The organism is Proteus sp. G2300 (assembly GCF_009915965.1).
GTDB classification, from domain to species: domain Bacteria; phylum Pseudomonadota; class Gammaproteobacteria; order Enterobacterales; family Enterobacteriaceae; genus Proteus; species Proteus vulgaris.
The window spans coordinates 1-23,242 of the sequence record NZ_JAABNK010000005.1 but is presented as its reverse complement, the minus strand read 5'-3'; the positions used below and the strand labels follow the sequence as shown (position 1 = coordinate 23,242).

The window sequence follows — 23,242 nt, the reverse complement described above, 5'->3', positions numbered from 1 at the left end:
TTATTAAAAATATGTAATACATTGTTTTTATTAACTAAATAGTGAGTTCATAAAAAATCAAGTATAAAAAAGTAACTTTTTTTCGCAATTTGGTTAAACTTTGTCCTTTCATATCTGGCAAAAAATGCGTAATATACGCGCCCTTGCAGTCACAGTTTGGCCCTCTTTTTCATCTATGCGAATCGGACAGTATCAGTTAAAAAATTGCCTTATCGCTGCGCCTATGGCTGGCGTTACAGACCGACCTTTTCGGTCGCTTTGCTATGACATGGGTGCGGGTATGACAGTTTCTGAAATGCTGTCTTCCAACCCTCAGGTTTGGCAGACAGACAAGTCTCGGTTACGAATGGTACATAGTGATGAATTAGGGATCCGCTCCGTACAAATTGCAGGAAGTGATCCCGTTGATATGGCGGCAGCTGCGAAAATAAACGCAGACAGTGGCGCTCAAATTATCGACATTAACATGGGTTGCCCTGCAAAAAAGGTGAATAAAAAGCTAGCGGGTTCAGCACTACTTCGTCATCCCGACCTTGTCGCAGAGATCCTCTCTGCTGTGGTTAACGCGGTAGATGTACCTGTTACTCTCAAGATCCGTACTGGCTGGTCACCTGATGAACGTAACTGTGTAGAGATTGCCAAATTGGCTGAACGTTGTGGTATTCAGGCTCTCACTATTCATGGACGTACACGCGAGTGTTTGTTCAAAGGTGAAGCCGAATACGACAGTATTCGGACAGTTAAGCAGAATGTTTCTATTCCCATTATTGCGAATGGAGACATAACAGACCCGCTAAAAGCCAGAGCAGTATTAGACTACACTGGAGCCGATGCTTTGATGATCGGTCGCGCTGCTCAGGGAAGACCCTGGATCTTTCGGGAAATCCAGCACTATCTGGACACAGGTGAACTGTTGCCCCCTCTACCGATTGTAGAGGTACAACAAATAATGCAAAAGCATGTGCGTGAGTTGCACGACTTTTACGGTCAAGGCAAAGGAACTCGCATTGCACGCAAGCATGTCTCTTGGTATCTCAAGGAACATGCCCCTGATGACCAGTTTCGGCGCTCCTTCAACGCCATAGAGGATGCCAGCGAACAGCTGGAGGCGTTGGAAGCATATTTCGAAAATTTTTTGCGTAAATAAATAAAAGAGCTGACAGAACTATGTTCGAACAACGCGTAAATTCAGACGTACTAACAGTTGCCACCGTAAATTCACAAGATCAGGTGACCCAAAAACCTTTACGTGACTCAGTTAAACAAGCACTGAAGAACTATTTTGCTCAATTAAACGGTCAAGATGTTAATGACTTATATGAGCTGGTATTGGCTGAAGTTGAACAGCCATTGTTGGACATGGTAATGCAATACACCCGTGGCAACCAAACGCGTGCGGCACAAATGATGGGCATTAACCGCGGCACACTGCGTAAAAAACTGAAAAAATACGGCATGAACTGATCCTAGTCAGTTAGGTCTATTTTTATAAAAAGCCTTTTCTGGTTTTCAGAAAAGGCTTTTTTGTTGCTAATTTTTCACTCTTTATTTATAACGTTAATGTTCGTGTTACCAAATATGGTAACATAATGCCATGTTACCAAATATGGTAACATGATACTATTCCCACAAAATAACAAGAGCCAAAAGATGAATAAAGAGATCGTAAGTGTCATTACAGGCGATATTATCGATTCTAAAAATATCCCCATCCAAAGCTATGATCTTATGCTCTACACTTTAGAGCAAACAGTTCAGCTACTCTCAGCGCAGTTACCAATTAAATATGATCGATACCGAGGTGATTCTTTTCAGATTGTTTGCTTGCAAGCGACGGATGCTATCAAAGTCGCTATTGTTATCCAATTGGCACTAAAAACGTCAAATATAGAAATCAGTGCCCGTCAAAGTATTGGCATCGGTAAAATTGACTCATTGCGCAATGATGTAAGAACCTCAATTGGCGAGGCGTTTATTTTGTCTGGTGAAGGACTCGATAAAATGAAAAATGAAATTTTGACAATATCGGCATCTAGCTCAGATTTCCAACAAAACATTACTTTAGTCACTAAGTATCTAAATATACAACTCAAAGAAATTACTCGATCACAGGCGCAAGTTTTACTTAAATACATGGTCAATAAAGATAAATCTCACTATGCTATTGCTGATGAGTTAAAAAAATCGAGAAGTAATATTACTAGATTATTAAACGCTAGCCACTACCAGTTAATAGATGAATATATTCAATACTTTAATTATTTAATTAACAAGGCTTACTAATATGTATAATTTCACGCTTCTTATTTTTCTCTATATTGCTCATATTACTTTTGATTTTTATTTACAACCGAAAGCATGGATAGAAGCGCGAAATATTCTACATTACAAATCTAAAGAGCTTTACTTACACTCACTACTACAAGGTGGGATAACTTTTATTATTCTAGTTTTAATGTCTGAGATAAGTTTTAGCTTTATTTGCATTTACAGTTTGATTGTATTAATAACACATTATCTTTTTGATCTTGGAAAATCTTATACTAATAACTCTTTAAGATGGTTTATTATTGATCAAGCTCTTCATTTATTCGTGATTACCTTTTTATGGATAATACTTGTTGATCAGCACACGCAAATATTCCATCTCCTTAATTTTAAAAATATTAACTATAAATATCTTATTGTTATTCTTGCCTACATCATTATTTTAAAACCTATTTCTATCCTTATTTATATGTTACTCAAGAAATGGACACCTGTCGCAGAAGAAGGCTCAACTCTCGTTTCTGCTGGCCAATCTATTGGTTACTTAGAAAGAATGCTTATTTTAACCTTCATTCTTTTAAACCAATTTGCAGCAATTGGTTTTTTATTAGCAGCCAAATCTATATTTAGATTTGGCGAATTACAAAATGATCAAGATAAAAAACTCACAGAATATGTTATGTTGGGTACGCTTATCAGCTTTAGTATCTCCATCCTTATCGGTCTTGCCACAACATACCTTGTCACGCAGTTACCCATAGGGAAATAACCAATCAACTGCTCGAAATAAACATTATATTCTCTGATGGAAACACCGCCGGAAATGATTGGCAACGTATTCGTTTTGATAACACACCTTCTAAAAATCCCGTTAGATTTTCTGCAATAAATTCCACCTCAGCGGCTCTGGATGGAATAATTGCTATTGTCCAAAGCTCACTATTTTCTGATGAAACAACCCAAAAAAGAGTGTCTCCATTATCTGTCACTCCAATAGGCAAAAGCCCATTCTGTTTTGGATACAGAACAAAAGTATAATCGTCAGGATCATCATTGATTAATGAATTAAAACCTTCAAGGATCCACTCTTTTTGTTGAAAAAATTCAATATATTCGTTTTTACTAAAGGGATTAAATAACGTTATGAAATCGGCTATCAAGCCTGAGCCATATTGCGTAATTAACGCGATATAGTCTTGTGGAAAAACGTATTTTCCATCAATTAATGGCATCTCTCTCCTTTCCCATTTTCATGCGTTGTAGAAGGAATAGGTAATTGTTGATTTAATGCCATTAACATCACTTTCTCACTTATTTAAAGTCTATTACACAATGTAATTTATGGTATTTTAGAGTAAGCATTATTTTTATCATAATCAGGTTACTATTTATCACTTTATGATCCTAGTAAACAAACTTACATTAACAAGAATATAAACCATGACCACACCATTACGTACTATTACTTTTATTAATAGCGCTTACCCTAAACCTCATAACATTGAAGAATTTGTCTGGTCAGGGCGATTAGATAAATATGGTCAACTTTGGTTTGATCTGCATCTTAGAAGTGCCAGTTACTATTTAAGTGAAGGCAAGGATTACCCTGATGATATAGACGAAGATGAGTTAGAGGATGAGGAAGAATATACCAGCCTTGTTGATTGGCAATCTAGGATCGTCTGGGATAATTATCATCGTTGCACTCTCTCTTCAACATTTTGGTCAGATGAAAAAGGCATTTTACTGAGTACAGGCGAAGTTCCTTTTGATTTTGACAAATTTATCACATACCAATTTAATCTTGATACTGCACCACAAATAAATAATTATGAAGACAATGATGAGCCAACCGAAATCTCTGCATTTAGTATTTATTTATTAGGGCATGATGAATGCAAAAATCATCAAATTCACTTTCAACGTCAACAAGATAACACTTATCACATTAATTGGAGTGGAAAAATCGCACTAACTTATGGGGGATTTGATGAGTTCATCCATCAATTTATTGCAAGATTAGAAAATATTTCTTTTGATGGTTTTTACTTCCCTAAATCATGGGATTTAGATAAAGCGACGGTTGAATTTAAAAAAGTACTTTCTCATTTTGAACACTATAAATTCACATTAATTAACCCCAAAAGCCAAATAAAACAATGGAAATTGAGTTATATAGGTGAGAACCAATCATAAATTGAATTATTTTTAATTCCAGCATCAATATTCTATTTAGATAAACATTTCTTTAATAAAAGGCAATGTTTATCTCTATCAATCAAATAGCACCCTGAACTTCATCGACTTTATATTATTAAAGATAGTTATCATCTATAATTTTTATGGTAATAAACAGTAACCAAAAGGGTTGTTACCATTTGTTGAAGCTAACTGGTTATGCAACGGAATGGATAATGAAGTGGTTTTAAATGGCGACAAAGAAAGTAGTGATATCGGTAAAAATATTGATGAATTAAAAATAGGCTTACAAGGAAATGTGAATGACTCATCAAGCTTATTTATTCATTTTAATGTTCAAAAAGGTTCACATGATTACCAACAAATAGGTGGGCAAGTTGGTTATAACTATAACTGGTAAATAGCTCAGTCTGAATAGAACATCATTTTTATATTAGAACTTAGCTAAAATTAATATTGTTTCTTTTAGAAAGTAACTAACAATTTTGTATCAATATTATTGTTCTACTTCAATTTTCTTCTCTTTTGTTGATTTGGCTATCGAGCATTAAAAGTTGGACTAATAAACCAATGAATCATCTTAATTGATGCCAATAATAGTGCCAGGCTAATGGTGATAACAGTGAGAGCTAATACCATTGGAAATGTAAGTGATAAATGGGAAAACATTATCCCTTGTAAGAGGATAAAGCAAATGATGGGATGAATTAAATAAACGCCTAACGCATTATTGCCAAGAGAGGCGTATTTTGGAGTTGTCGGTGCAATGTAAATAATCCCTGCACTTAAAATAATACTAATCAATAAAGAGATAATATATGTTATTAAATTTTCTATAAATATATTTAACTCTAAATACTTTATAATAAAAGAATTAATGTCAGAAGAATAATAAATTATATATAGTGATAGTAAGCTTAATAAAACAATCACGAATAGAGGTTTATCTTTAATTTTAGCGATAGTTCGTTGGTCTACCAAATAAGCAATAATAAAAAATGGGAAATATTGTACTATAGCAAAAAAGGTAGATAATTTTGTTTCATAACCTTTCGTTAGATAAGATAACAGTACACTCACAAACAAAAGAGATAATAATATTAGTTTATTATTTTTGATATAAGAAGGTAACAGTAGAAAAAAAGCTTGCCAAATTGGTGTAGCTAGAAAAAACCAGACACCATTTTGCGGAAAAATAAGGTAAGTATTAAGATCAAATTGCCCTGAATAATAGAGGGGGATCATATCAATAGTTTGAAAAGTACCATAAATTACTAAGGAAGCTAATAAATTATTACGCCAACTTTCCCATGTTCCTTTTTTGCTAATAAAAGCGATAATAAAAACAAACATAGGAATTAATGTTAAATCGAATACATCAATCAATAATGAAAAATCATGTAACTGACTTTGTTTTAAATAAAAACTAAAAACAATAAGGGAGCTTAATATCAATTTTAATGTAGGCCAATAGGGTTGTTTAATCTCGTCCATACTCAACATTAATTTACCTTGGTTATTTATATTTTTCTATATAGAATAGTAAACCAATTTACACATTCCTGCTAATCTTAATATAAAAGAAACTAAATACCCTCTAGATAAAACGACTTAAGAAATAACTGGTAAAATTGGTATTCGAAAATATATCACTCAGAGCCTAGTTCAATATTCTGCCGATAATGCCAATTTCAACTTAAAAAAATCTCATTTTATCAATTGTATTAATGTTCTTTTAATTATCAGGCAATAAAATCTTTACTGTTGCCATTTGTTTATACAAATATTGTCTATACAATAGACAATATTTATGTTTATCAGAGAATTACCATGACTGCCTTACCACGAAAAAAAACATGGCAGATTGTCCTGACGATTATTTTAGTCGGGATAAACTTACGCCCTTTTTTAACCGGCCCTGGCCCTGTTATTGATAATATTATTGCCTCAACAGGTATGAGTTATAGCCAAGTCTCATTACTCACACTATTGCCCATGCTGTTAATGGGAATAGGCGCGTTAATCGTTCCTTTTTTACAACCTTATATTCAAGTACGTAAAGGGCTTTTAGTCGCAATGTTAATGTTGCTTATCGGCTCATTTTCTCGTGCTTTTGTGTCTGATGGCCATCAACTATTACTGACTGCACTCTTTTGTGGGTTAAGTGTCGCCTATATTCAAGCAGTATTTCCTGGCATTATTAAAGGATGGTTTGGAAATAGAACACCTGTCATGATGGGGCTATATTCCGCCATGCTAATGGGAGGAGGTGCACTAGGTGCACAACTTTCTCCTCTTCTCACAGCCCCCAATGGTCATTGGCAAAGTGCTTTGGCGTGGTTTGCCCTTCCTGCTAGCTTTGCATTTATTGCTATTCTTTTTTCTATTAAAAATAGCAACACCTCTGCCAATAAAATATCACTAAATACCTTGATCTGGCGACCTAGAACAGGGTTACTTATCTTAGGATTTGGTTGTGTTAATGCGGGATATGCTTCGGTGGTGACATGGCTAGCACCTTTTTATCAATCGCTAGGAATGCCAAGTGCCCAAAGTGGCTCTCTTGTTGCTATTCTTTCCCTTTTTCAAGCATCGGCAGCATTAATCATTCCATTCTTAGCGGCTAAAAATCACGATCGGCGTTTTTGGCTGATGCTAACATTACTAAGCCAATTTATCGGATTTGGCTCAATAATGACGATCCCTATGAGTGCCCCTTATCTTTGGAGTATTTTCTTAGGCTGTGGCTTAGGAGGATGTTTTTCCATGATGATGATCGTCGCACTCGATCACATCCCTGATCCGGCACAAGCTGGTGCACTATCAGCATTAATGCAAGGTGGCGGTTTTATTATTGCCGCATTTGGGCCATTGGTTGCTGTACTATTGCGCCAACCTGATGGAAGCTTTACTTATGCGTGGGCATTTCATGCCATTTTAGTCATTATTACGATAGGATTATTTTTACGACTCAATCCACGACATTATGCGAAAGCTTATCCTGCCAATCACACTATTTAAATCATCCATTAAAAATAAAATAAGCGCCTAACTTTTTACAGATAAGGCGCTTATCAAAGATATAATTGAACACGACTAATGGAGATGATTAAGCAACAATATGCGTTCCTGTTTCACCTTTTAAGGCTGAAGCCAATTTTTCTGGCGTTGTGATAATCACACGTTTCCCGCCAGCTGCTAAAAATGACAAACTCGCTTCGATTTTAGGAAGCATACTGCCTGGTGGAAAATGCCCCTCATGCATATATTGGGTCATTTCTTCAACCGAGGTTTCACCTAATGCTTTTTGTTCTGGTTTTCCGAAATGAATGCAGACTTTTTCAACGCCTGTTGTGATGATAAGAATATCTGCATGTAATTCTTTTGCTAGTAATGTTGAGGACAGATCTTTATCAATAACCGCATCAACACTTTGGTAATTACCATGTTCATTCTTGATAACTGGAATACCGCCCCCCCCTACAGCAATCACGACATAGCCACATTCTGATAGTGACTTAATTGCCTTAGATTCAATCACATGTTGTGGAATTGGAGAGGCAACAACACGGCGATATCCTCGACCAGAATCTTCAACAAAATGCCATTGAGGGTTTTCTTGTTGTAATTGCACCATTTCTTTCTCAGAAAAAAAAGCACCGATAGGTTTTGTCGGAGAAACAAAATTAGGATCGTTTTTATTCACTTCAACTTGCGAGATAATGGTAATAGCTTGTTTATTTTGTTGAACACGAAGCTGATTGGTTAACGCTTGTTGTATTAAATAACCAATACCCCCTTGTGTGTCTGCAACACAATTGGCTAATGGTGTTAATGGTAAACCTTCTTGTACATGGGCAACTTCCGCACGGCGTAAATCAAGCCCGACTTGTGGCCCGTTACCATGAGTAAGAACAATATTATACCCTTCAGCCACCATATCACTAATATGGGCCGCAACCTCTTGTACTGCTTGTTCTTGATGAGCGATAGACTGGCTGGCATTGTCTTTAATAATACTGTTGCCTCCAATGGCAACAACAACGAGTTCTTTCATATTTCACTCTCAGTCATATTATTGGCAATTAAAGTAGAAATAACTCACCTCCACTTTCAGAAGTTGGATTAATCTGGTCACCATATCGTTAACCACGCTCCCCATTTTTATCTTTTAATGAGATAAATATTATCGTATTGAACAATATCTATTCATTAATTGCGCAGGATAATAGCAGAGAATGTAAATAAAACATCTATTACTCAATATTTCTCTTATTTAATTTCAGTAAATAGAATGAGGAAGAAAGGAGATAAAAGGCGTCATCCAACAGATCACGCCTTATTCAATACAAATAAGCGGGATAGTTAGTGCCTTTTCATTTTGCTATATCATCAATATCCTGTTGATAAACATCAGGCATATCAGTAATTAACATATCAACACCCCATTGCTCAAAATCTTTTACCTCTTCAGGATCATTCGGGGTATAACAATAAATTTCATAGCCGGCCTGTTTTAACCATTGCGCTTGTTCTTGTGTGAGGTATTTGTAATTACAATGCACACTAAAACCATCAATGGCTTTTAATATTTCTAACGCATTAGCGGGGATCTCATCCCATAATTGCCCTCTTCGAATAAAAGGTAGATATCGCTTCATCACGATTAAAGCTTGTGTATCAAAAGAAGAAAACAAAATTTGCTCATTTGGAATATCTGCGCTTTTTATCATGTCAGAGACCGCTAAACATAAGCGTTCAATATCATCATCTGGCCATGTTTTCAGCTCGATATTCAGTTTTGTTCCTGAACGCTTAATTAACTGTAATCCTTGTCTTAAAGAGGGAATTTTCTCACCTTGATAAAGCGAACTAAACCAACTCCCCGCATCAAGATGATGCAGATCATCCAAGGTATGAAAACGCACAGCACCTTGCCCATTAGTACAGCGATTAACCGTTTTATCATGAATAAGCACAGGAACATAATCTGCCGTTAATTGCACATCCGTCTCAATCCATTCGCACCCAAAATCAATCGCCATTTTAAACGCAGCTAACGTATTTTCAGGGGCTTTTCCAGAAAAGCCTCGGTGAGCAGCTATTTTCATTTCTCTCTCCTTTTCATTTGTGCCGACATCATGACAACCATTTATGACAGCAATTTGACAATCACACCATCAATAAGTCTTCATTTAATTGTCACCCCTTTGTCATAAATAACATTTAGGGTAATTCGCAAACTAGATTGCACCTTTAACTCTCGATTTAAAAGGAAATACTGCATGTCGATAAAATCAATAACGGGCCTTGCTGTTGCGATGACACTCTTTGCTTCACCTACACACGCAAAAACACAAATTGAATGGTGGCATGCAATGGGAGGTGCGCTTGGTCAGAAAGTTAATCAAATCGCATCTGACTTTAATGCGAGCCAATCTGAATATGAAATAAAGCCTGTTTATAAAGGCACTTATGCCGAAACCATGACTAGCGCAGTTGCTTCGTTTCGCGCTAAAAACCAACCCGCTATTGTCCAAGTTTTTGAAGTTGGTACAGCCAGCATGATGGGCGCTAAAAAAGCGGTTTTTCCTGTTTACCAATTAATGGAAAAAACCAACGAGCCTTTTGATCCTAATAGCTATTTATCTACAGTCACGGGCTATTACACCACCAGCGATGGCAAAATGATGTCACTGCCTTTTAATAGCTCAACCCCCGTCCTTTATTACAACAAGGCTCTCTTTAAAAAAGCAGGTGTAGATCACCCTCCTAAAACATGGAAAGAAATGGAGACAGTGTCTCAAAAATTACTCGACTCAGGTGTGAAATGTGGTTTTACCACCACATGGCAATCATGGACACAAATAGAAAACTTTGGGGCGCGTAATAATTTACCTATTGCTACCAAAAATAATGGTTTTGATGGCTTTGATACTACTTTCCTATTTAATAAAGCCCCTTTCGTTGCGCATATTCAACAAATGGCAGATTGGTCTAAATCGGGCATTTTCAAATATGGCGGACGCCAGTCCGACTCTATGCCTCTATTTTATACCCAAGAATGCGCCATGGTGATGGAATCATCAGCCGGTTTTGCGGGTATTAAAGAGAATATGAAAGGAATTGATATTGGTGTTAGCCAATTACCTTATGACGATACACTTGTACAAAAACCCGCCAATACGATTATTGGGGGCGCATCGTTATGGGTTATGTCAGGGCGTCCTGATGCAGAATATGATGGCGTAGCAAAATTCTTTACCTATCTTTCAAGTCCCGAAGTACAAGCCGATTGGCACCAAGCAACTGGCTACCTTCCTGTCACTAAAGCGGCTTACGCGTTGACACAACAACAAGGTTTTTATCAGAAAAACCCTGGAGCAGATACCGCGATCTTGCAAATGACAACTTCAGAGCCTACCGCAAACTCCAAAGGATTACGCTTCGGTAATTTCCTGCAAACACGAGAAATTGTTGATGAAGAGTTAGAAAAAGTATGGTCAGGAAAACAGAGCGCTCAAGTTGCATTGGATAATGCTGTCAAGCGTGGAAATGAACAATTACGCCGTTTTGAACGGACTCAATAATCACGTTTATCAGGCGAGCTTAACAACTCGCCTTCTGTTTTTATCGATTTACTGGATACTGTATGGCTTCTCAATCCATTTATTTTAAACAAAAATGGTTACCTCTAGCGCTAATTTTTCCTCAATTGGCTATTACGCTTATCTTTTTTATTTGGCCAGCAGGACAAGCTTTCTTTCAGTCATTTCAATTAGAAGATGCGTTTGGCCTAAGTAGTGAGTTTGTCGGCTTCGAAAATTTTCAGCGTTTATTTAGCAATCGTTACTATTTTGACAGTTTAATCACGACATTAATTTTTAGCACCAGTGTTGTCTTTCTTTCTATGCTATCTGCACTTGTGTTGGCCGGCATTGCCGAACAAATTTTACGAGGTAAGCTGTTTTATCGCACGATATTAATTTCCCCCTACGCCATTGCGCCGGTTATCGCCGGCTTCCTTTGGTTATTTATGCTTGATCCCACAATTGGTGTATTAAGCCAACAATTAAAGAAAATAGGAATTAATTGGGATCCCGTACTTAATACACACCACGCTATGTGGATGGTGATTTTAACAGCAACCTGGAAACAAGTGAGCTATAACTTTTTGTTTTTCCTCGCCGCCTTACAATCTGTTCCTAAATCATTGTTAGAAGCGGCCGCTATTGATGGTAGCGGGCCTATTAAACGTTTTATAACGATAAGTTTCCCGCTCATTTCACCGACCACTTTTTTCTTACTGGTCGTGAATTTTGCCTACGCTTTTTTTGATACTTTCGCCATTATCCATGCCATGACACAAGGTGGCCCTGGCAGTAGCACATCAACTTTAGTGTATAAAGTTTATAACGACGGTTTTGTGGGATTAGATTTAGGCTCCTCCGCAGCACAATCCGTTATTTTGATGTTTATTGTCGCGATATTAACCGTGATCCAATTTCGTTATGTTGAGAAAAAGGTGGCTTACTGATGGTTGAACGCAGACCTTTATTTCATGCTTTTTGCCACTTTATTCTCATTGTTGGCATTCTTTCTGTAGCATTCCCTGTTTGGATAGCACTTGTCGCAACAACACATCAAAATACCGAGTTTGCCACAGGATCGCCCCTTTGGTTCGGTACGGAAGGCTTAAGCATTTTTAAAACACTATTGTCACAAGTAGGTACAACACAAAATAGTGCTATTTCCATTAACAGTATGTTGTTGAATTCACTAATTATGGCATTAGTGATCACCATCGGGAAATTAGTGATTTCGATTTTATCGGCTTATGCTGTCGTATTTTTTCGCTTTCCTGGTCGTATGCTTGCCTTTTGGACTATCTTTTTTACGCTAATGTTGCCTGTTGAAGTCCGTATTATGCCAACATTTGAGGTTGTCACTAACCTTAATATGCTGAACTCTTATGCGGGACTAACAGTTCCATTAATTGCCAGTGCTACCGCTACTTTTTTATTCCGCCAATTCTTTCTTACTATCACTCCTGAGCTCATTGAAGCAGCTAAAATCGATGGCGCAGGCCCAATAAGATTCTTTTTCACCATCTTACTTCCTCTTTCACGTACCAATATTGCCGCCCTATTTGTTATCACATTTATTTATGGCTGGAATCAATATCTTTGGCCAATGCTGATCACAACAGATACCCACTACTACACTATTGTGATGGGGATAAAACAGATGGTTGCGGTTTCTGATGGTGTTATTGAATGGAACAAAATTATGGCAACCACGTTAATTGCGATGTTGCCTCCTGTCTTTATCGTCATTCTGATGCAAAGAGCCTTTGTAAAAGGCTTTATTGATACGGAGAAATAACATGACAACCGTCACTCTCACTAATTTAGAAAAACGTTATCCGAATGGGCATCAAGCCATTTCAAAATTAAATCTTTCTATTGAGCAAGGTGAAATGGTGGTATTAGTCGGCCCCAGTGGCTGCGGCAAATCAACATTACTGCGAATGATTGCAGGGTTAGAAACCATTACACAAGGCGATTTACTTATTGATCATTTGCGTGTTAATGAACATGAACCCAGTGAGCGTGATATCGCTATGGTGTTTCAAAACTATGCCCTTTACCCTCATATGTCGGTTTATAACAACATGGCATATGGCTTGCGTAATCGAAAAACACCAAAAGCAAAGATTGAAGAACTCGTCGCAAATGCTGCTCAAATGCTGGAAATCAGCCATTTACTTGATAGAAAACCCAAAGAGCTCTCCGGTGGACAACGACAACGAGTGGCAATGGGCCGGGCGATTGTCCGTAAACCTAAAGTCTTTTTATTTGATGAGCCACTCTCTAACCTTGATGCAAAATTACGTGTACAAATGCGCCTAGAGATTAAAAAGCTACAACGAAAGCTCTCAACAACTTCAATTTACGTGACACATGATCAAGTTGAAGCAATGACATTAGCCGATAAGCTGGTAGTGCTAAATCAAGGCAATATAGAACAAGTGGGTACCCCGTTAGATATTTACGAAAGCCCAGCCTCTGTATTTGTTGCCACTTTTATGGGTTCTCCTGCAATGAATATTTTAGACACTCCGATTAATCATGGTGTGATTGAAGTCGCGGATGGCCATATTCCTGTTTCATCTCAGCACCTTCCTTATCAAGCCATTAAATTAGGTTTGCGTCCTGAGCATTTACTCATTAGCCATCAACATGCTCTTTTTCATGTTGAGGTTGAATTTATTGAAGCATTAGGTGCTGATGTTTTAATTTATGCCACTACCTGTGGCAAACAAAAACAATCTATCGTTATTCGCGCACCGAACGATCATGGTGTTAATATTGGTCATAAAATAGGTCTTACGATCCATCCTGAAAACCTACATTTCTTTGATGAGCAAACGGGGAAACGCATTAATCGCCCTTTTATGCTTATCAGTGAATTAATGGTTTCATAAGATATTGATATCATTTTATTCACTTTCAGTTTAATCTGAATAGCGATGTGTTGAGCATCGCTATTTATTTAAACCAAAGCAATAAATGTCAAAAATATAAATTTTGTCAGAATTAAACAAATAAAAAATCACTCTAAATACAGTGTTCCTTTGATCTTCCTCTAAATAAATAAAAAATAAGATTACTGACACTTAATGTGAGTACAATTAAATGATTTATATAATATTTAACCAATAAAGCTTATCTTCTAAAGCTGAGTCTATTAATTAATTCTCTTAATTTTAAACAAGTTAAAATTATTAATCCGTTTTTTTTCTCTCATATTAAGCATGGAAAAAATAATACATTTTTGCTACAAAAAGAAAAAAATAGATATTAATCTAATATCCTTTTCATAAAATACCTATATTGCACCAATAGATAAGCACTGTTATTCTTCTGCTCGAATTTGATCTGCAATTATATAAACTGCCAAGCAGAAAAGGACTTAATTAAAAAATGAAAATTAAATTACTTGCTACAGTGATGGTATCAGCAGCACTACTCTCTGGTTGTCAAAACCTCAATACCGATATGCTGACTCAATCGGGTACTCAACTTTTTCAAGCAGCAACATTAAGCGATGATGATATCAAAGCGCTAACAAATGACGCTTGTAAAGAGATGGATGCTCAAAATAAAGTTGCACCTGCAAACAGTAACTACACCAAACGCTTAAATAACATCGCTAAAGCATTAGGTAATGAAGTTAACGGTACACCTGTAAATTACAAAGTTTACATGACTAAAGATGTGAACGCATGGGCAATGGCTAATGGCTGTGTTCGTGTTTACAGTGGTTTAATGGATCTAATGACAGATAATGAAGTCGAAGGTGTTTTAGGTCACGAGATGGGCCATGTTGCCTTAGGTCATACTCGTAAAGCCATTCAAGTTGCACATGCAACAGTCGCAGCACGTACAGCAGCAGCATCGGCAGGTGGAGTTGCAGCACAACTAAGTAGCTCTCAATTAGCGGAAATGGGTCAAAAATTAGTTAACGCCCAATTCTCACAACATCAAGAATCAGAAGCTGATAATTTCTCTTACGATCTGCTGAAAAAACGTGGTGTTAATACTGCGGGCTTAGTGACAGGCTTTGAGAAACTCGCTAAATTAGGTGGTGGTGATTCAAGTATGTTTGACTCTCACCCTCCATCAAAAGAGCGCGCGGATAATATCCGTAATCGTATCGCTACAGATAAGAAATAATTATCTTGCCCCTATATCCCACGGTATGGGGGTTTTCTTTTCAGGCTTATCGGTTACGAATGGCGAAAGTGAGCCACAACATCAGTAAAAAAGCGTTTAATCGCCCGCTTTTCATGCTGATCATATTGTTCAAATAACGCAGACCATCTTGCTTGAGATTGCTGATGTAACACCTCATGCGCATGAAAAAGCCGTTCTCCTTCCGAGGTTAAGATAAAAAAGATCTCTTTTTGATTATCGGCCAATTTTATTTTTTCAATCGCACCTTTCTTTTGTAACCGACTACAAATTTTTGAGACAGCTCCTCGAGTCATTGCCATATATTCACTGATAGTTGTGAGATTTCTCATGCTCTCCTCACCAATACAATGAATAACATGCAATTCAGTGAGTGAATAATTCTCTAACTCCTTTTCTTCTAATACTTTTTTATGCTCCTCATCAACATACTCATCTTTAAGATGCAAGAAATCACTTAACCCGTTTAACAAGTCTTGTGTTGTTATATTCTCTTTTGCCATTTTGTTTCCTTGGAAAAAATATTTAAAAAATAGTACCAAAAGTATTTACAATAATCAAAATATCGCTATTATCCATTTTGTTTCCATGGAAACAAAATGGATAATAAGAGGCAATATAATGAAATTATCAATCCGCAGTTTGTTTTATCTCATTTGCTTTAGCGCACTGTTAGGCTCTTTAGCACAAAATATTTATACCCCCGTACTTCCCTTGATCCAACAGCAATTTAATACCACGTTATCACTGGTTAATCTGACGGTATCTGCATTTACTTTTGCTATGGCTGTTATGCAACTATTTTATGGTTCATTGATTGATAAATGGGGAAGAAAACCAATTTTACTCGGTGGGTTAGCCGTTTCTATTGTGGGTGCATTAGGTTGTGTTTGGTCTGACTCTATTGGCTTATTGATTTTTTGGCGTGTGATCCAAGCTATCGGTATTGCAGCCATTCCCGTGGTAGCTGCTACTATTCTTGGCGATCTTTATCAAGGAAACGATCGCGCTAAAGCGATGGGGTCGTATCAAATGCTATTAGCACTAGCACCGGCTTGTGGCCCTTTATTAGGTGGATATTTAGCACAACATTATCAATATCAAGGTATTTTTATTTTCTTGGCTGTTATCGGTATCCTATTACTGACCACACATCTCTTTTATTTACCTGAAACACGTCCGAAACAGAAAGAAACTTTTAAAAGCTTATCAGCAATGCAACAAGTGCTTATAGCGCCTGAAGGTAAATCTGTATTTGTCATGAGTTTTATGGTGTTTTATAACTATTTTTGTCTACTGGTTTTTTTACCCTTAATTGCCTTTCACCTCTATCAACTTAACAGTACTGAAATAGGTGGATTATATATGCCTATGTCGATTGCACTTGTCTTAGGTAGCTATCTTTACCGTAGAATTTGCCATTTATTTAGTGCTGAATATGGTGTGATTATTACCTCTTGTATCAACCTAGTTATGTTGACGTTATTTGCACTCTTTTGGCAAATATCATTACCTGTCATGCTTGCCTTAACTGTGGTATATGGGCTTTCTTTAGGCTTAACCATGCCCACACACACTACATTATTAGCAAGTCATTTTGGCTCGATGAGGGCAACTGCAATGGGGATTTATAACTTTATTCGTTATTGTGGAATGGCGGCTGGCCCTATGATTTCAGTCTATTTTGTGACTGACAATAACTATAAATATGTCTTTTATTCTTGTGTGATCTTAACGAGTTTGGCATTGTGTTTCACTATTAAGACCTTAATGTCTTCATTAAAAGAAAAAAAACAAACTGCAAACTAACAGGATATTTAATGAAATTAACCATTGAAAAACTGGCACAGCTCTCTGAACAAGACCGGATTGATTTAGGCAAAATTTGGCAAGATACACGTTATCAATCAGCTCTAACAAATGAGATCAGCAACGAAAATATACTCTTTGTGGCAAGATTTAATGAGCGATTATTAGCTGCTTGCTGGGTTAAATTATCGGATAAAAAAGCGGTTATTACTGATTTTATGGTCAGAGAAGTGACTCGTCGTCGAGGTGTTGGACATTATTTACTGACACAATGTTTATCTGCATATCCTAATATTTCCCATTGGCAGGCAATAAGTTTCTCCGCAGAAGAAAATGGATATGATGTTGCACATGCTTTTTTAGTACACCATCAATTTAGTCCATCACCACAACCTAATCTTTATGTTCTAACTATTTGACAATGTTCTTATTCTAAATAATTCAAAGTGTAGCTAGGCGACAAGTGAATAAATCGCTAGAAGCATACATAAGTATGTGACTAGTGCGAGTAAACGTAGTCACTTGAAGTATGACAAGTAGCATAAAACCTAGCCACATTATAAGCTGTCTCACTAAGATTATATTGCGCATTATTAAGCGCATCAGAAAGTGTAGAAACCCCCGGTACAATAGAGAAAACAGCATCAATACCCTGCTGATGAACTACATCATAATCAGGTAAATAGCCACCAACCAAAGCAATAACAGGAAGGTGATACTTTTTGGCGAGCAGGGCAACCCCGATTGGCGTTTTACCTTGTGCCGATTGGCTATCCATTCGGCCTTCTCCTGTTATCACTAAATCAGCATCAATAAAATATTTTTCTAATTCAACCGCCTTAGCAACCAATTCAACACCTGGTGAAAGCGTTGCTTGCGTCAAAGCAAGTAATGGCAATGCCAATCCACCAGCAGCACCACTTCCCGCAATATTAATAAGACTGCGTTGCGTCATTTTTTCAAGATAAGTACCAAAATGGTGTAAAGCGTTATCAAGTTGCGCAATATCGCCTTTGGTCGCTCCTTTTTGCGGGCCAAAAATAGCTGATGCTCCTTTTTCTCCACACAACGGATTTGTTACATCACAAGCAATCTCAATCTCAACGTGCTTAAGCTTAGGGTTAAGTTTTGTAACATCAATAGAATGAAGCTGTGCTAATGCCTGACCACCGAAAGGTAAAGAAGAGCCAAGTTTATCTTTAAGTCTAACACCAAGTGCTTGCATCATACCCGCACCAGCATCATTTGTTGCACTTCCCCCTAACCCCAAAATAATTTTTTTAACGCCCATTTCAAGTGCGACATTAATTAATTCCCCTGTACCATAACTGGTCGTTAAATTGGGATCACGTTGAGATGAAGGAATAAGATGAAGACCGGAAGCTTGCGCCATTTCAATTACGGCGGTGGTGTTGTCGCCTAAGATACCCCACGTTGCTATCACTTGTTTACCTAAAGGTGAGCAAACTGGCGTAGTAATTAATCGCCCTTGCGTTGCATCAACCAATGATGTGACTGTACCTTCTCCCCCATCAGCCATAGGAATACAACTGTATTGCGCATCTGGTATATAGCGTGAAAACCCCTGTTTTATTGCTGTTGCAACTTCTTTCGCACTTAAACTTTCTTTAAATGAATCAGGGGCGATAACTATTTTCACGTTATATTCTCCAAGCAATAAAAAAGCGATATTTTCATATCGCTTTTATAACATACTCTACTTTATGAGAGCGTGTACATGGTCTGAAATGTGATTAATCTTCAATCGCTAAACGCAATTTCTTCATCGCATTTTTTTCTAATTGGCGAACACGTTCAGCAGATACACCATATTTTGTCGCCAAATCTTGCAATGTCGATTTGTTATCATCATCTAGCCAACGGGCACGAATAATATCTTGGCTACGTTCATCAAGAGTTTCAATTGCTGACGTCAGTTTATCCGTTGCATGATTATCCCAGTTATCTTCCTCAATGCCGTCGGCAAAGTCTGAAGACTTATCTTCTAAGAAGAGTACTGGAGCAATAGGATGTGAGTCATCATTATCATCAGCAGTCATATCAAATGCCATGTCTTGCGCTGACATTCGTGATTCCATTTCTCGGACATCATTTTCTGACACACCCAATTCTCTTGCGACTAATTCCACTTCATCTTGATTAAACCAACCTAAACGTTTTTTATTTTTTCGCAGATTAAAAAACAGTTTACGTTGAGATTTAGTGGTCGCGACCTTCACGATACGCCAGTTACGTAGCACATATTCATGAATTTCTGCTTTGATCCAATGTACGGCAAAAGAGACCAGTCGGACACCCACTTCTGGGTTAAAACGGCGCACCGCTTTCATCAGACCAATATTACCTTCTTGGATAAGATCGGCTTGGGGTAAACCGTAGCCAGAATAGCTGCGAGCAACATGAATAACGAAGCGCAGATGTGACAGGATAAGCGTTCTTGCTGCATCCAGATCACCCTCGTAATGCAGCCGTTCAGCGAGTTCCTTTTCTTCCTCTGCGGTTAACATCGGATAGGAATTGGCTGCACGTATATACGCTTCGATGCTGCCTTGCGGAACCAATGCTAAGGATTGCATTTCTTTTGTCATTCAAATCCTCATAAAAATCAAATAAATAATTAAGATAATTACTGTAAGGGAAAACAGATGAGCCTTATAAATATAGCTTAAATAGGAAGTCAGTTAGGTTTTTTTACGATGTGTTTTTATCATAACGACTATTTGACCAGCATAAAGATTAAAGGTTCATCTCGCATCTATGTTTACATATCTTTGTACTTTTCCATGCAGAGGCAAATACAACCGTTAGCTCGTCTTAGAAAAGATTGTGTGCATTATTATGCCAGAGACAAGACGTTGATAAAATGGCTGGGTGACGATATTAACGTAGCCCAGCCTAATAAAAAAAGATATTTTGGTCAAACATCAAGATACAGCATTGTTAACAATATTTATTCACATTTATCGCCTAGCTGTACCTTGAATTATTTAGAATATAAAGAGACTAATCCATTATTCAGGTGTGAATTGACGCAAATGTTGCATTGTCGTCAACCATGCTGCAAACCAACCAATTGTCATTGCAACGAGTATAAGAATAATTGACTCATCAAATCCTAATCCTGAAATAGAAAAAGAAGTCCCAAACACCGTTGCAGCTTGGGTGACTACATCAGAAAGCTTCCACACTAATAGAGCAGAAAAAATCAGTGCAAATACAGCACCAATAAAGCCTAGGAGCAATCCCCAATTGAGGAAAGGTCGCATAATAAAACCGTCTGTTGCACCAATAAGTTTCATCACATTAATGGTATCACGACGACTGAAAATATTGAGGCGTACACTGTTACCAATCACCAGTAACAAAGCGACAACCATCAATGTACCAATCACCAAGGCAATTTGTCCTACTAATGAAGTTAACGTGGAGAGCCGTGCAAACCAACTATCATCCATTCTGACTTCATCAACACCGGGTATTTTTGTCACTGTGTCACGTAAATTCACCATCAATTGTTGATCACTCGGATCCATGACAGGTGTCACTATCGCCACCGCTGGTAATGGATTTTCTTCTAACATATCCAACGCACTACTAAAACCAGACCAAGAGCGGAATTCCACCAGCGAGTCTTGTCGTGAAAGGTAGTTCACCTCACCCACTTTTTCTAGAGCTTCTATTTTTTTAATAGTCGCTTCAGCTAATGAATCATCGAGGGATTTATCAAGATAAACCGTTAATTGTGGGGTGGGATACCACTGCTCTGCTGCCGTTGAAACATTTTTCCATACAATATAAAAGATACTAGGTAATGTTAATGAAATGGCGACCACCATTACCGTTAAAAAAGAAGAAAGCGGTTGGCGCAAAAAGTCAGCCATGGTATTACGCCATGCATAACGCCATTGTTCTCGTCTTCCCCCTTTTAGCGCCTTAGTTTTTGCACCTGGCGTTGGCATTGATTTACGGGAACTTTTTGCTTTAGCCATTTTGCCCTCCCACCATTCTGCCTTGCCCTAATGTAAGAATGCGATAATTTCTACGTTCTATCAAAGACATATCATGTGTTGCCATTAACACGGTGACACCAACACGATTAAACTCCTCGAAAAGACGCATTATGCCTTCTGAAAGCTCACCATCAAGGTTACCCGTTGGTTCATCCGCAAGTAAGACTGTTGGTTTATTCACAACGGCACGCGCAATCCCCACACGCTGTTGTTCACCACCAGAAAGTTGGATTGGATAGTTTTTAGCTTTATCCAAGAGCCCAACTTTATCTAAAGCAGCGGAAACTCTGCGTCGAATATCCTCTTCACTTGCGCCAGCAATAATCAGTGGAAGAGAGACATTGTCATAAACCGTTCTGTCCATCAATAGATGGTGATCTTGAAAAATCATCCCAATTTGACGACGCAGAAAAGGGATCTCACTATTTTTCAGTCTGCTGATATCATGTCCAGCGAACCAAATAGCGCCATCACTAGGGCGTTCTATTCCACAAATTAACTTAAGCAATGTACTTTTACCGGCACCTGAGTGACCCGTTAAAAAAGCCATCTCTCCAGGACGAAGATGGAAATCAACGCCTTGTAATGCTTGTCTTCCACCTAAATAAGCCTTGCTGACGTGTTCGAAGCGGATCATTACAACTACTCCTCGCGGGCAAACAGAGCCTCAATAAAATCGTCGGCCTTAAACGGACGTAGATCTTCAATACCTTCACCTACCCCAATATAACGAATAGGAATACTAAACTGATCAGCAATAGAGAAAATAACGCCTCCTTTTGCTGTACCATCGAGTTTAGTCAATGTTAATCCAGTTAACCCAACTGTTTCATTAAAGAGTTTAGCCTGGCTTACTGCATTTTGTCCGGTACTTGCATCTAACGTCAGCATCACCTCATGTGGTGCTTCTTCGTCTAATTTCTTCATAACACGAACGATTTTTTTCAGCTCTTCCATTAAATGGGATTTATTCTGCAATCGTCCTGCAGTATCAGCAATAAGAACATCGACACCTTTTGCTTGTGCTGATTGAATTGCATCGAAAATAACCGATGCAGGATCAGCGCCAGTATGTTGTGCTACAACAGGAATATTATTGCGCTCCCCCCAAACTTGAAGCTGCTCAACGGCAGCTGCACGGAAGGTATCCCCCGCAGCTAACATGACAGACTTACCTTCAGCTTGGTATTGCCGAGCTAATTTTCCGATTGTGGTAGTCTTACCCACACCATTAACGCCAACCATTAAAATAACAAAAGGTTTTTTGCCTTCAATATTTAATGGTTTATCAACTTTCGTTAAGATCTCGCCCATCTCTTCACGTAATTTGCCATAAAGGGCTTCAGCATCTTTAAGATCTTTATGTGTTGCGTGTTTGGTCAGGCTGGTGATGATTTTAGTCGTGGTTTCCATTCCCACATCAGCAATTAAGAGTTGCTCTTCTAACTCTTCAAAAAGCTCATCATCGATTTTCTTACCACGAAATAGACTAAGGAATCCTGAACCTAAGTTCTGGCGGGTTTTCAGCAACCCTTTTTTCAACCTGCTAAAGAAACCTTCTTTTTTAGGTTTTTCTTGCTCAACAACTTTATCTGCAAGTACTTCTTCGCGTAAAGATTCAATATCTTCTGCTTCAGCTTGTGCAATTGCAAGGCGTTCGTTTTCTTCTTGCGCAAGACGTTGCGCTTCAGCTTCTTGTTCTAAACGTTCTTGCTCTGCGCGCTCTGCTTCTTGACGTGCTACCTCTAAACGCTCTTGTTCCGCGTTGAGCTCAGCTTGACGCTGTGCTTCTTCTTGCGCAAGGCGTTGAGCTTCAGCTTCTTGTTCTAAACGTTCTTGTTCTAAACGTGCTTGCTCTGCGCGCTCTGCTTCTTGACGTGCTACCTCTAAACGCTCTTGTTCCGCGTTGAGCTCAGCTTGACGCTGTGCTTCTTCTTGCGCAAGGCGTTGAGCTTCAGCTTCTTGTTCTAAACGTTCTTGTTCTAAACGTGCTTGTTCTGCGCGCTCTGCTTCTTGACGTGCTACCTCTAAACGCTCTTGTTCCGCGTTGAGCTCAGCTTGACGCTGTGCTTCTTCTTGCGCAAGGCGTTCAGCTTCTTGTTCTAAACGTTCTTGTTCTAAACGTGCTTGCTCTGCGCGTTCTGCTTCTTGACGTGCTACCTCTAAACGCTCTTGTTC

24 protein-coding genes are annotated in these 23,242 nt (G+C 38.1%); 14 read left to right on the top strand and 10 right to left on the bottom strand.

Annotated elements, in window-relative coordinates; genetic code table 11:
* Positions 1-175 precede the first annotated feature (175 nt).
* The 4 genes from dusB (at position 176) to GWI97_RS02435 (ending at position 3,037) form a co-directional block, all read left to right on the top strand.
* A complete protein-coding gene (dusB, locus tag GWI97_RS02450; RefSeq protein WP_036938696.1) occupies positions 176-1,147 on the top strand; it encodes a tRNA dihydrouridine synthase DusB in 972 nt (323 codons plus the stop codon).
* A gap of 20 nt (positions 1,148-1,167) precedes the next feature.
* Positions 1,168-1,464: a DNA-binding transcriptional regulator Fis gene (gene fis, locus GWI97_RS02445; RefSeq protein WP_004245342.1), complete on the top strand. Its 297-nt coding sequence runs from the start codon at positions 1,168-1,170 to the stop codon at positions 1,462-1,464.
* A gap of 186 nt (positions 1,465-1,650) precedes the next feature.
* Positions 1,651-2,283, top strand: coding sequence for a hypothetical protein (locus tag GWI97_RS02440; protein WP_052038408.1), 633 nt, complete (start codon positions 1,651-1,653; stop codon positions 2,281-2,283).
* Position 2,284: 1 nt separating this feature from the next.
* Entirely contained in the window at positions 2,285-3,037 is a 753-nt protein-coding gene (locus GWI97_RS02435) for a DUF3307 domain-containing protein (RefSeq protein ID WP_115370480.1), read from the top strand.
* Positions 3,038-3,041: 4 nt separating this feature from the next.
* On the opposite strand, the gene GWI97_RS02430 is transcribed toward GWI97_RS02435, so the two are convergent.
* The gene (locus tag GWI97_RS02430) at positions 3,042-3,500 is read right to left on the bottom strand and encodes an SMI1/KNR4 family protein (protein ID WP_226905396.1); all 459 of its coding nucleotides are present in this window, start codon (positions 3,498-3,500) and stop codon (positions 3,042-3,044) included.
* A gap of 208 nt (positions 3,501-3,708) precedes the next feature.
* Here GWI97_RS02430 and GWI97_RS02425 point away from each other — a divergent pair, with 208 nt between their 5' ends.
* Complete coding sequence (locus GWI97_RS02425) at positions 3,709-4,464, top strand: hypothetical protein (protein WP_087802907.1); 756 nt, start codon at positions 3,709-3,711, stop codon at positions 4,462-4,464.
* Positions 4,465-4,636: 172 nt separating this feature from the next.
* A complete protein-coding gene (locus tag GWI97_RS02420) occupies positions 4,637-4,867 on the top strand; it encodes an autotransporter outer membrane beta-barrel domain-containing protein (protein WP_072024187.1) in 231 nt (76 codons plus the stop codon).
* Between the two features lie 137 nt (positions 4,868-5,004).
* Here the strand turns inward: GWI97_RS02420 and GWI97_RS02415 are convergent, their stop codons facing one another.
* Positions 5,005-5,961 (bottom strand): acetyltransferase, encoded by a 957-nt coding sequence (locus GWI97_RS02415; protein ID WP_226905395.1) that lies wholly within the window; start codon positions 5,959-5,961, stop codon positions 5,005-5,007.
* 336 nt (positions 5,962-6,297) lie between these two features.
* On the opposite strand from GWI97_RS02415, the gene GWI97_RS02410 reads away from it, so the two are divergent.
* Complete coding sequence (locus tag GWI97_RS02410; RefSeq protein WP_036933111.1) at positions 6,298-7,488, top strand: cyanate transporter; 1,191 nt, start codon at positions 6,298-6,300, stop codon at positions 7,486-7,488.
* A gap of 88 nt (positions 7,489-7,576) precedes the next feature.
* Here the strand turns inward: GWI97_RS02410 and GWI97_RS02405 are convergent, their stop codons facing one another.
* Entirely contained in the window at positions 7,577-8,524 is a 948-nt protein-coding gene (locus GWI97_RS02405; protein WP_036933112.1) for a carbamate kinase family protein, read from the bottom strand.
* Between the two features lie 319 nt (positions 8,525-8,843).
* Entirely contained in the window at positions 8,844-9,578 is a 735-nt protein-coding gene (locus GWI97_RS02400) for a glycerophosphodiester phosphodiesterase family protein (protein WP_036933114.1), read from the bottom strand.
* A 174-nt stretch (positions 9,579-9,752) separates the two neighbouring features.
* Here GWI97_RS02400 and ugpB point away from each other — a divergent pair, with 174 nt between their 5' ends.
* From ugpB to GWI97_RS02375, 5 genes are all read left to right on the top strand, one after another.
* Positions 9,753-11,057, top strand: a complete 1,305-nt coding sequence (gene ugpB, locus GWI97_RS02395) for a sn-glycerol-3-phosphate ABC transporter substrate-binding protein UgpB (protein ID WP_036933115.1) — start codon at positions 9,753-9,755, stop codon at positions 11,055-11,057.
* Positions 11,058-11,119: 62 nt separating this feature from the next.
* Complete coding sequence (gene ugpA, locus GWI97_RS02390; protein ID WP_036933116.1) at positions 11,120-12,004, top strand: sn-glycerol-3-phosphate ABC transporter permease UgpA; 885 nt, start codon at positions 11,120-11,122, stop codon at positions 12,002-12,004.
* Positions 12,004-12,852, top strand: a complete 849-nt coding sequence (gene ugpE, locus GWI97_RS02385; RefSeq protein WP_036933117.1) for a sn-glycerol-3-phosphate ABC transporter permease UgpE — start codon at positions 12,004-12,006, stop codon at positions 12,850-12,852. The genes ugpA and ugpE overlap by 1 nt, the downstream gene beginning before the upstream one ends.
* Before the next feature lies 1 nt (position 12,853).
* Positions 12,854-13,954, top strand: a complete 1,101-nt coding sequence (gene ugpC, locus GWI97_RS02380) for a sn-glycerol-3-phosphate ABC transporter ATP-binding protein UgpC (RefSeq protein WP_036933119.1) — start codon at positions 12,854-12,856, stop codon at positions 13,952-13,954.
* A 499-nt stretch (positions 13,955-14,453) separates the two neighbouring features.
* Positions 14,454-15,206, top strand: coding sequence for a M48 family metallopeptidase (locus tag GWI97_RS02375; RefSeq protein WP_036933120.1), 753 nt, complete (start codon positions 14,454-14,456; stop codon positions 15,204-15,206).
* A gap of 53 nt (positions 15,207-15,259) precedes the next feature.
* Here GWI97_RS02375 and GWI97_RS02370 read toward each other — a convergent pair whose 3' ends face one another.
* Positions 15,260-15,727, bottom strand: a complete 468-nt coding sequence (locus GWI97_RS02370; RefSeq protein WP_161751828.1) for a MarR family transcriptional regulator — start codon at positions 15,725-15,727, stop codon at positions 15,260-15,262.
* A 118-nt stretch (positions 15,728-15,845) separates the two neighbouring features.
* Here GWI97_RS02370 and GWI97_RS02365 point away from each other — a divergent pair, with 118 nt between their 5' ends.
* Together GWI97_RS02365 and panM are read left to right on the top strand one after the other, a co-directional pair.
* On the top strand, positions 15,846-17,033 hold the full coding sequence (locus tag GWI97_RS02365) for an MFS transporter (RefSeq protein ID WP_087802901.1): 1,188 nt from the start codon (positions 15,846-15,848) through the stop codon (positions 17,031-17,033).
* An 11-nt stretch (positions 17,034-17,044) separates the two neighbouring features.
* Complete coding sequence (panM, locus tag GWI97_RS02360; RefSeq protein ID WP_036933123.1) at positions 17,045-17,452, top strand: aspartate 1-decarboxylase autocleavage activator PanM; 408 nt, start codon at positions 17,045-17,047, stop codon at positions 17,450-17,452.
* Between the two features lie 80 nt (positions 17,453-17,532).
* On the opposite strand, the gene GWI97_RS02355 is transcribed toward panM, so the two are convergent.
* The 5 genes from GWI97_RS02355 to ftsY form a co-directional block, all read right to left on the bottom strand.
* Positions 17,533-18,693 carry a glycerate kinase gene (locus tag GWI97_RS02355; RefSeq protein ID WP_087802899.1) on the bottom strand — a complete coding sequence of 387 codons (1,161 nt, stop codon included), beginning with the start codon at positions 18,691-18,693 and terminating at the stop codon, positions 17,533-17,535.
* A gap of 94 nt (positions 18,694-18,787) precedes the next feature.
* Complete coding sequence (gene rpoH, locus GWI97_RS02350) at positions 18,788-19,642, bottom strand: RNA polymerase sigma factor RpoH (RefSeq protein ID WP_087802897.1); 855 nt, start codon at positions 19,640-19,642, stop codon at positions 18,788-18,790.
* 423 nt (positions 19,643-20,065) lie between these two features.
* Positions 20,066-21,043 (bottom strand): permease-like cell division protein FtsX, encoded by a 978-nt coding sequence (gene ftsX / locus GWI97_RS02345; RefSeq protein ID WP_036933126.1) that lies wholly within the window; start codon positions 21,041-21,043, stop codon positions 20,066-20,068.
* Complete coding sequence (gene ftsE / locus GWI97_RS02340; RefSeq protein ID WP_023583735.1) at positions 21,036-21,701, bottom strand: cell division ATP-binding protein FtsE; 666 nt, start codon at positions 21,699-21,701, stop codon at positions 21,036-21,038. Before ftsE ends, ftsX begins: the two co-directional genes overlap by 8 nt.
* A gap of 5 nt (positions 21,702-21,706) precedes the next feature.
* The coding region (gene ftsY / locus GWI97_RS02335; protein WP_161751827.1) for a signal recognition particle-docking protein FtsY at positions 21,707-23,242 on the bottom strand (1,536 nt) is incomplete at its 5' end.